Origin of the sequence: Pseudomonas sp. EGD-AK9 (assembly GCF_000465935.2) — a bacterium.
Taxonomy (GTDB): Bacteria; Pseudomonadota; Gammaproteobacteria; order Pseudomonadales; family Pseudomonadaceae; genus Aquipseudomonas.
This window is the reverse complement of sequence record NZ_AVOF01000138.1, coordinates 1-7,910: the sequence shown is the minus strand read 5'-3', so window position 1 is coordinate 7,910 and position 7,910 is coordinate 1. Positions and strand designations below refer to the sequence as shown.

7 protein-coding genes and 2 pseudogenes are annotated in these 7,910 nt (G+C 69.3%); 7 read left to right on the top strand and 2 right to left on the bottom strand.

The genetic code is table 11. From position 1 onward, the window contains the following. From N878_RS07935 to N878_RS07915, 5 genes are all read left to right on the top strand, one after another. The coding region (locus N878_RS07935) for an ABC transporter ATP-binding protein (protein ID WP_021443131.1) at window positions 1-637 on the top strand (637 nt) is incomplete at its 5' end. A 1-nt stretch (window position 638) separates the two neighbouring features. After that, window positions 639-1,583 (top strand): ABC transporter permease, encoded by a 945-nt coding sequence (locus N878_RS07930; protein ID WP_021443130.1) that lies wholly within the window; start codon window positions 639-641, stop codon window positions 1,581-1,583. Beyond that, window positions 1,573-2,379 carry an ABC transporter permease gene (locus tag N878_RS07925; RefSeq protein WP_021443129.1) on the top strand — a complete coding sequence of 269 codons (807 nt, stop codon included), beginning with the start codon at window positions 1,573-1,575 and terminating at the stop codon, window positions 2,377-2,379. The genes N878_RS07930 and N878_RS07925 overlap by 11 nt, the downstream gene beginning before the upstream one ends. 41 nt (window positions 2,380-2,420) lie before the next feature. Continuing rightward, window positions 2,421-3,845: a gamma-aminobutyraldehyde dehydrogenase gene (locus N878_RS07920; RefSeq protein ID WP_021443128.1), complete on the top strand. Its 1,425-nt coding sequence runs from the start codon at window positions 2,421-2,423 to the stop codon at window positions 3,843-3,845. A 166-nt stretch (window positions 3,846-4,011) separates the two neighbouring features. Next, window positions 4,012-4,488, top strand: coding sequence for an ester cyclase (locus N878_RS07915; RefSeq protein WP_021443127.1), 477 nt, complete (start codon window positions 4,012-4,014; stop codon window positions 4,486-4,488). A 40-nt stretch (window positions 4,489-4,528) separates the two neighbouring features. Here N878_RS07915 and N878_RS07910 read toward each other — a convergent pair. After that, window positions 4,529-4,905 (bottom strand): annotated as a pseudogene (locus N878_RS07910) (nucleoside deaminase). 28 nt (window positions 4,906-4,933) lie between these two features. Continuing rightward, entirely contained in the window at window positions 4,934-6,643 is a 1,710-nt protein-coding gene (gene recJ, locus N878_RS07905; protein WP_021443124.1) for a single-stranded-DNA-specific exonuclease RecJ, read from the bottom strand. 303 nt (window positions 6,644-6,946) lie between these two features. On the opposite strand from recJ, the gene pxpB reads away from it, so the two are divergent. Then, window positions 6,947-7,651 (top strand): 5-oxoprolinase subunit PxpB, encoded by a 705-nt coding sequence (pxpB, locus tag N878_RS07900; protein WP_021443123.1) that lies wholly within the window; start codon window positions 6,947-6,949, stop codon window positions 7,649-7,651. Then, a pseudogene (locus N878_RS07895) lies at window positions 7,648-7,910 on the top strand (allophanate hydrolase); the annotation flags it as partial. The gene pxpB and the pseudogene N878_RS07895, both read left to right, overlap by 4 nt.

Below are 7,910 nucleotides of genomic sequence, written 5' to 3'. Positions count from 1 at the left end.
GCAGCTGTCCGGCGGCCAGCGCCAGCGTGTGGCCCTGGCCCGCGCCCTGGTCAATCGCCCGCGCGTGCTGCTGCTCGATGAGCCGCTGGGCGCACTAGACCTCAAGCTGCGCGAGCAGATGCAGGGCGAGCTGAAGAAGCTGCAGCGCCAGCTCGGCATCACCTTCATCTTCGTCACCCACGACCAGGGCGAGGCGCTGTCCATGTCCGACCGGGTGGCGGTGTTCAACAGGGGCCGCATCGAGCAGGTCGACACCCCGCGCAACCTGTACATGAACCCGGCCAGCGCCTTCGTCGCCGAGTTCGTCGGCACCAGCAACGTGCTCAAGGGCGAGCTGGCCGTACGCGTCGGCGGCTCGTCGCGCCCGCTGTCGATCCGTCCGGAACATGTGCGCCTGGTGGCCAGTGGCGGCAGCCTGCCGAACGGCGACGAGGTGGAGATCAGCGGCCTGCTGCACGACATCCAGTACCTGGGCGCCGCCACCCGCTACGAGCTGCAGCTGGACAACGGGCAGAACTTCGCCGTCAGCCAGGCCAACAACCAGTGGGGCGTCGGCGATGCGCCCTGCCAGCCGGGCCAGCGCGTCACCGCGCGCTGGGCCCGCGCGGCCATGGTCGCCCTGCGCGAGGAGGCCTGAGATGAACCAGGCCCTCGCCCTGCAGGCGGACGGCGGCGGACCGCTGCGCCGGCTGTCCAGCCTGCTCTACCGCAAGCCGACGCTGTACCTGGCGCTGCTGCTGATTCCGCCGCTGCTATGGTTCGGCGCGATCTACCTGGGCTCGCTGCTGACCCTGCTGTGGCAGGGCTTCTACACCTTCGACGACTTCAGCATGACAGTCACCCCCAACGTCACGCTGGCCAATTTCAAGGCGCTGTTCCAGGCCGCCAACTTCGACATCATCCTGCGCACCCTGACGATGGCCGTGGCGGTGTCGCTGGCCGCCGGACTGCTGGCCTTCCCCATCGCCTACTACATGGCGCGCTACACCGACGGCAAGACCAAGGCCTTCTTCTACATCGCGGTGATGCTGCCGATGTGGGCCAGCTACATCGTCAAGGCCTACGCCTGGACCCTGCTGCTGGCCAAGGGCGGGGTGGCCATGTGGTTCGTCCAGGCGCTGCACCTGCAGCCCGTGCTGGAGCTGATCCTCGGCATCCCCGGTGTCGGCGGCAACACCCTGTCGACCTCGCACCTGGGGCGCTTCCTGGTGTTCGTCTACATCTGGCTGCCGTTCATGATCCTGCCGATCCAGGCGTCACTGGAACGCCTGCCGCCGTCGCTGCTGCAGGCCTCGGCGGACCTCGGCGCCAGGCCGCGGCAGACCTTCATGCAGGTGATCCTGCCACTGTCGATCCCGGGCATCGCCGCCGGCTCGATCTTCACCTTCAGCCTGACCCTCGGCGACTACATCGTGCCGCAGCTGGTGGGGCCGCCCGGCTACTTCATCGGCAGCATGGTCTACGCCCAGCAGGGCGCGATCGGCAACATGCCGATGGCCGCCGCCTTCACCCTGGTGCCGATCGTGCTGATCGCCGTCTACCTGTCCATCGTCAAGCGTCTGGGGGCCTTCGATGCACTCTGAGCAAGCTTCCCTCGGCCTGAAGCTGGCCGCCTGGGGCGGGCTGGTGTTCCTGCACTTCCCTATCCTGATCATCTTCCTCTACGCCTTCAACACCGAGAGCGCCGGCTTCAGCTTCCCGCCCAAGGGTCTGACCCTGGACTGGTTCAGCGTGGCCTTCGCCCGCGCCGACGTGCTCGAAGCCATCGTGCTGTCGCTCAAGGTGGCGGCCATCGCCACGCTGATCGCCATGCTCCTCGGCACCCTGGCCGCGGCGGCGCTGTGGCGGCGCGACTTCTTCGGCAAGGAGAGCGTGTCGCTGCTGCTGATCCTGCCGATCGCCCTGCCCGGCATCGTCACCGGCATCGCCCTGCTCTCGGCGTTCAAGACCTTCGGCATCGAGCCGGGCCTGCTGACCATCGTCATCGGCCACGCCACCTTCTGCGTGGTGATCGTCTACAACAACGTCATCGCCCGCTTCCGCCGCACCAGCTACAGCCTGATCGAGGCCAGCATGGACCTGGGCGCCGACGGCTGGCAGACCTTCCGCTACATCGTCCTGCCCAACCTCGGCTCGGCCCTGCTGGCCGGCGGCATGCTGGCCTTCGCCCTGTCCTTCGACGAGATCATCGTCACCACCTTCACCGCCGGCCACGAGAAGACCCTGCCGATCTGGCTGCTCAACCAGCTGTCGCGCCCGCGCGACGTACCGGTGACCAACGTGGTCGCCATGCTGGTGATGCTGGTGACCATGCTGCCGATCCTCGCCGCCTACTACCTGACCAAGGGTGGCGAGGGCGTGGCCGGCAGCGGCAAGTAGCGCCCCCCTTTCCTGCAACCCGACGACACGAGGTTCTAGCGATGCAAACCAAACTGCTGATCAACGGCGAACTGGTCGCCGGCCTGGGCGCCGCCCAACCCGTGCTCAACCCCTCGCTGGGCAGCACCCTGGTACAGATTCCCGAGGCCAGCGCCGAGCAGATCGACGCGGCCGTGCGCGCCGCCGATGCCGCCTTCGACGACTGGTCGCAGACCACCCCCGGCCAGCGCTCCGCCCTGCTCCTGGCCCTGGCCGACGCCATCGATGCCAATGCCGACGAGCTGGCCCGCCTGGAGTCGCAGAACTGCGGCAAGCCTTACGCCGCCGCGCGGGGCGACGAGCTGCCGGCCATCGCCGACGTGTTCCGCTTCTTCGCCGGCGCCGCGCGCTGCCTGCAGGGTTCCGCCGCCGGCGAGTACCTGCCCGGCCACACCTCGATGATCCGCCGCGACCCGATCGGCGTGGTCGCCTCCATCGCCCCCTGGAACTACCCGCTGATGATGGCCGCCTGGAAGCTGGCCCCGGCCCTGGCTGCCGGCAACTGCGTGGTGCTCAAGCCTTCCGAGCAGACCCCGCTGACCGCCCTGCGCCTGGGTCAGCTGATCGCCGCCATCTTCCCAGCCGGCGTGGTCAACATCGTGTTCGGCCGTGGTGCCGCCGTCGGCGAGCCCCTGGTCAACCACGAGAAGGTGCGCATGGTGTCGCTGACCGGCTCGATCCCCACCGGCGCGAAGATCATCGCCGGCACCGCGGCCTCGGTGAAGCGCATGCACATGGAGCTGGGCGGCAAGGCGCCGGTGATCATCTTCGACGACGCCGACATCGACGCCGCCGTCGAGGGCATCCGTACCTTCGGCTTCTACAACGCCGGCCAGGACTGCACCGCCGCCTGCCGCATCTATGCGCAGAAAGGCGTCTACGAGAAATTCGTCGCCGCCCTCGGCGCCGCAGTCGGCTCGATCAAGCACGGCCTGCAGGACGACGCAGGCACCGAGCTCGGTCCGCTGATCACCGAGGTGCACCGCCAGCGCGTGGCCGGCTTCGTCGAGCGCGCCACGGCGCAGTCGCACATCGAGGTGGTCACCGGCGGCAAGGCCCCGGCCGGCAACGGCTTCTTCTTCCTGCCCACGGTACTGGCCGACGCCCGGCAGAGCGACGAGATCGTCTGCCGCGAAGTGTTCGGCCCGGTGGTCTCGGTCACCCCGTTCGACGACGAGGCGCAGGCCCTGGCCTGGGCCAACGCCTCCGACTACGGCCTGGCCAGTTCGGTGTGGACCCGCGACGTCGGCCGCGCCCATCGCCTGTCGGCGCGCCTGCAGTACGGCTGCACCTGGGTCAACACCCACTTCATGCTGGTCAGCGAGATGCCGCATGGCGGCCTCAAGCTCTCCGGCTATGGCAAGGACATGTCCATGTACGGCCTGGAGGACTACACCGCCCTCCGCCACGTGATGATCAAGCACTGATCTGAGCGCCGCGCGCTTGGCCGGGCGTTGTTGGCCAGAACCTCGAAATGCTCATGTACTCCAGTACATTGCGCTTTCTCGGCTCTGGCCGACTAGCCCGCCTGGCGCGCGCGACGCCCAGATCGCTCCGATGTTTCTCAACCGAAAACCAGCTGGAGCAACGACAATGAAAACCGCACTGCGCAGCATCGCTTTCCTCGCCCTCGGCGCCCTCGCCGGCCTGGCCCAGGCGGCCGACGACGCCAAGGCCCTGGTCGACGGCTACATGGCTGCCTGGAACGCCCACGACGCCGATAAGGCCGCGACCTTCCTGGCCGAGGACGCGGTGTATTTCGACGCCACCGTCGGCACTCCGCAGAACGGCAAGGCCGCCGCCCGCGACAACGTGATCAAGGTGTTCATCGGCGCGGTGCCGGACCTCAAATGGGAGATGACCAGCGCGCCCATCGTCGGCGCCGACGGCATCGCCTTCCAGTGGAAGTTCAGCGGCACCAACAGCGGCGCCTGGAGCGCCGAGACCCCGGCCACCGGCAAGCCGCTGTCGTTCGAGGGTGTCAGTTTCATCCGCATCAAGGACGGCAAGATCGCCTACCAGGGCGACTACTACGACGCCCTGGGATTCAACAAGCAACTGGGTTGGTAAAACCGCTGCGGCGCCCGGCCGGCGGGCGCCGTCTCACCCACTACTCGCCGATATCCTCGTGCCACGGCTCGGGACGGGCGGCGATGAAGTCCTCCAGCTGCACGCCGCGCTCACGCAGCAGCGCCTCCTCGCCGAGGAAGGTGCGGTTCTCGCCGATCACCACCCGCGAGGATGGCGCCGCTGCACATGACGCAGGGCGACAGGGTGGTGTAGAGCACCGCCTCGCGGTAGATGCGGGCCGGCATTCTCGAGGGCATCCATCTCGCCGTGGCAGATGGCGCTGCCCTGCTGCACCCGGCGATTGTGGCCACGGCCGATGATGCGGCCGCCATGCACTATCACCGAGCCGATGGGAATGCCACCCTCGGCCAGGCCCAGGCGGGCCTCGTCGAGGGCGGCTTGCATGCAGGGGTCCATCACGTCGAAGTTCCCCCTGGACGGCGCCTCAGCACGGGGCGATATGCGCCACCAGCAGCTGCACGCTCTCGTTGCCGCGGAACTCGTTGAGGTCGAGCTTGTAGGCCAGCTCGGCCCAGCGCAGCGTCGGGTTGGGCCAGACCTCGCGGTCGATATTGAAGGCGATGCCGTCGAGCTGCACGCTGCCGCATTCGGTCTTGAGCACCAGCTTGAGGTGACGTTCGCCGACGATGCGTTGCTGGACGATCTGGAACACACCATGAAACAGCGGCTCGGGGAAATGCTGGCCCCAGGGCCCGGCATTGCGCAGGGCGCGGGCCAGCTCCAGGTGGAACTCGGTGGCGTCGAGCTGGCCGTCGGATAGCAGACGACCGGTCAGGTCGTCCTCGCTGAGCTGGCGGCGCACCTCGGCGTCGAAGGCGGCGGCGAAGGTGCCGAAATTTTCCTGCGGCAGCGACAGGCCGGCGGCCATGGCGTGCCCGCCGAACTTGCTGATCAGCCCCGGGTGTTTGGCCGCCACGGCGTCCAGTGCATCGCGGATATGCAGCCCCGGCACCGAGCGCGCCGAGCCCTTGAGCAGGCCGTCGCCGGCATCGGCGAAAGCGATGGCCGGGCGGTGGTAACGCTCCTTGAGGCGCGAGGCGAGGATGCCGATCACCCCCTGGTGCCAGTCGGCCTCGAACAGGCACAGGCCGAACGGCATGTCCTGCAGCGGCAAGTCCTTGAGCTGGGCCAGGGCCTCGCGCTGCATGCCCTGCTCGATGGCCTTGCGGTCCTGGTTGAGCTGATCGAGCTGCACCGCCATGTCGCGGGCCAGCGCCTCGTCGTCGCACAGCAGGCATTCGATGCCCAGGCTCATGTCGTCCAGGCGCCCCGCCGCGTTCAGCCGCGGGCCGAGGATGAAGCCGAGGTCGGTGGAGGTGATGCGCCGATGGTCGCGCCCGGCGACTTCGAGGATCGCCCGCAGCCCAGGTCGCGCCCGCCCGGCACGAATGCGCGCCAGGCCCTGGTGGACCAGGATGCGGTTGTTGGCGTCCAGCGGCACCACGTCGGCGACGCTGCCCAGGGCCACCAGGTCGAGCAGCTCGCCCAGGTTCGGCTCGGCGCGGCTGGCGAACCAGCCCAGCTCGCGCAGGCGCGCACGCAGCGCCAGCAGCACGTAGAACATCACCCCGACGCCGGCCATGGCCTTGCTCGGGAACTCGCAGCCCGGCTGGTTGGGATTGACGATGGCGTCGGCCGCCGGCAGCTCCGCCCCCGGCAGGTGGTGGTCGGTGACCAGCACCCTGAGCCCGGCGGCCTTGGCCGCGGCAACGCCGTCGACGCTGGAGATGCCGTTGTCCACCGTCAGCAGCAGGTCGGGCTGGCGCTGCAGCGCCACCGCGACGATTTCCGGGGTCAGGCCGTAGCCGTATTCGAAGCGGTTCGGCACCAGGTAATCGACATGCGCGGCGCCGAGCAGGCGCAGGCCGAGCACGCCGACCGAGCTGGCGGTGGCACCGTCGGCATCGAAGTCGCCGACGATGAGGATGCGCTGGCGCTGCTCCAGCGCCTCGACCAGCAACTGCACCGCCGCCTCGATGCCCTTGAGCTGCTGATAGGGGATCAACCGCGCCAGGCCCTTGTCCAGCTCCTCGGCGGACTGCACGCCGCGGGCGGCATAGAGGCGGGTCAGCAGCGGCGGCAGGTTGCCCAGGTCGGGCAGTTGCACGGGCAGCGGGCGAAGGTCGATGCGCATCAATCGGATTCCGGCATGGCGGCGCGCGCCATCGTGGGCGCAGGCAACGGGGTCAAGGCCAAGCGGCGGCGCTGGGCACGGCCCCTGCGCCCGGCCGCCCGGGCCGCGAGTCGGCAAGCATACAGCAAAGCAGCCCGGCCACGGCTTGCGAGCGGCCGCTGGCCTCTCTCAGAATGAAGGCGACCTTTCCATCCGCCGGCCCCAGGCCCAGGCAAGCCGCCAGAGGACACCGATGCACCGTCCCTTCCCCGTCGCCGAGCTCGCCGCCCACCGCCCCGTCCCGGGGATGCGGAGCCTGCGGCCATGACCCCGCGCATCGAGGTGGTCGGCATCGACTGCCTGATCCTGCGCCTGTTCGAGCGGATCGAGGAAAGCAACATGCCCTGGCTGCTGGCCGCCGGCGAACGGCTGCGCGCCGCCTTCGGTCCGGCGCTGGTGGACCTGGTGCCCTCCTACACCACCCTGCTGCTGCACTACGACCTGCAGCAGCTGGACGACCGCCAGGCCCGCGCGCGGATCGCGCAGGCCTTCGAAAACCTCTCTCCGCAGGCCGATACCAAGGGCCGCGAGTTGCAGATTCCGGTGTGGTACCACCCCAGCGTCGGCCCCGAGCTGGCGCTGCTCGGCCAGCGCAGCGGGCTGGGCATCGGCGGCGTGATCGAGCGCCACAGTGCACACAGCTACCAGGTATTCGCCCTGGGTTTCGCCCCCGGCTTCGCCTTTATGGGGCTGGTCGACGAATGCCTGGCCAGCCCGCGCCTGAGCACCCCGCGCCAGCGCGTCGCGGCCGGCAGCCTGGGCATCGCCGATCGCCAGACCGCGATCTACCCGCTGGTCTCACCCGGCGGCTGGAACCTGATCGGGCGCAGCCCGAGCCAACTGTTCGACCGCCGGCTGGACGGCTACAGCCTGCTGCGCCCGGGCGACCGGGTGCGTTTCGTGGCCATCGAGCGCGACGAGTTCGTGCGCCTGGGCGGCGACGACAGCCCCTTCGAGGAGACGCCATGAGCCTGTTGATCGAACGCAGCGGCGCCCTCGCCAGCCTGCAGGACGGCGGCCGCTTCGGCGTGCGCCACCTCGGCGTGACCCAGGGCGGCAGCGCCGACTGGTGCTCGCACCACTGGGCCAACTGGCTGCTGGGCAACCCGCTGGCGGCGCCGGTGGTGGAGATCGTCCTGGGTAATTTCGAGCTGCTCGCCGAGCGCGACAGCTGCCTGGCGCTGACCGGCGCCGACCTCGGCGCCAGCCTCGACGACCAGGCGCTGGC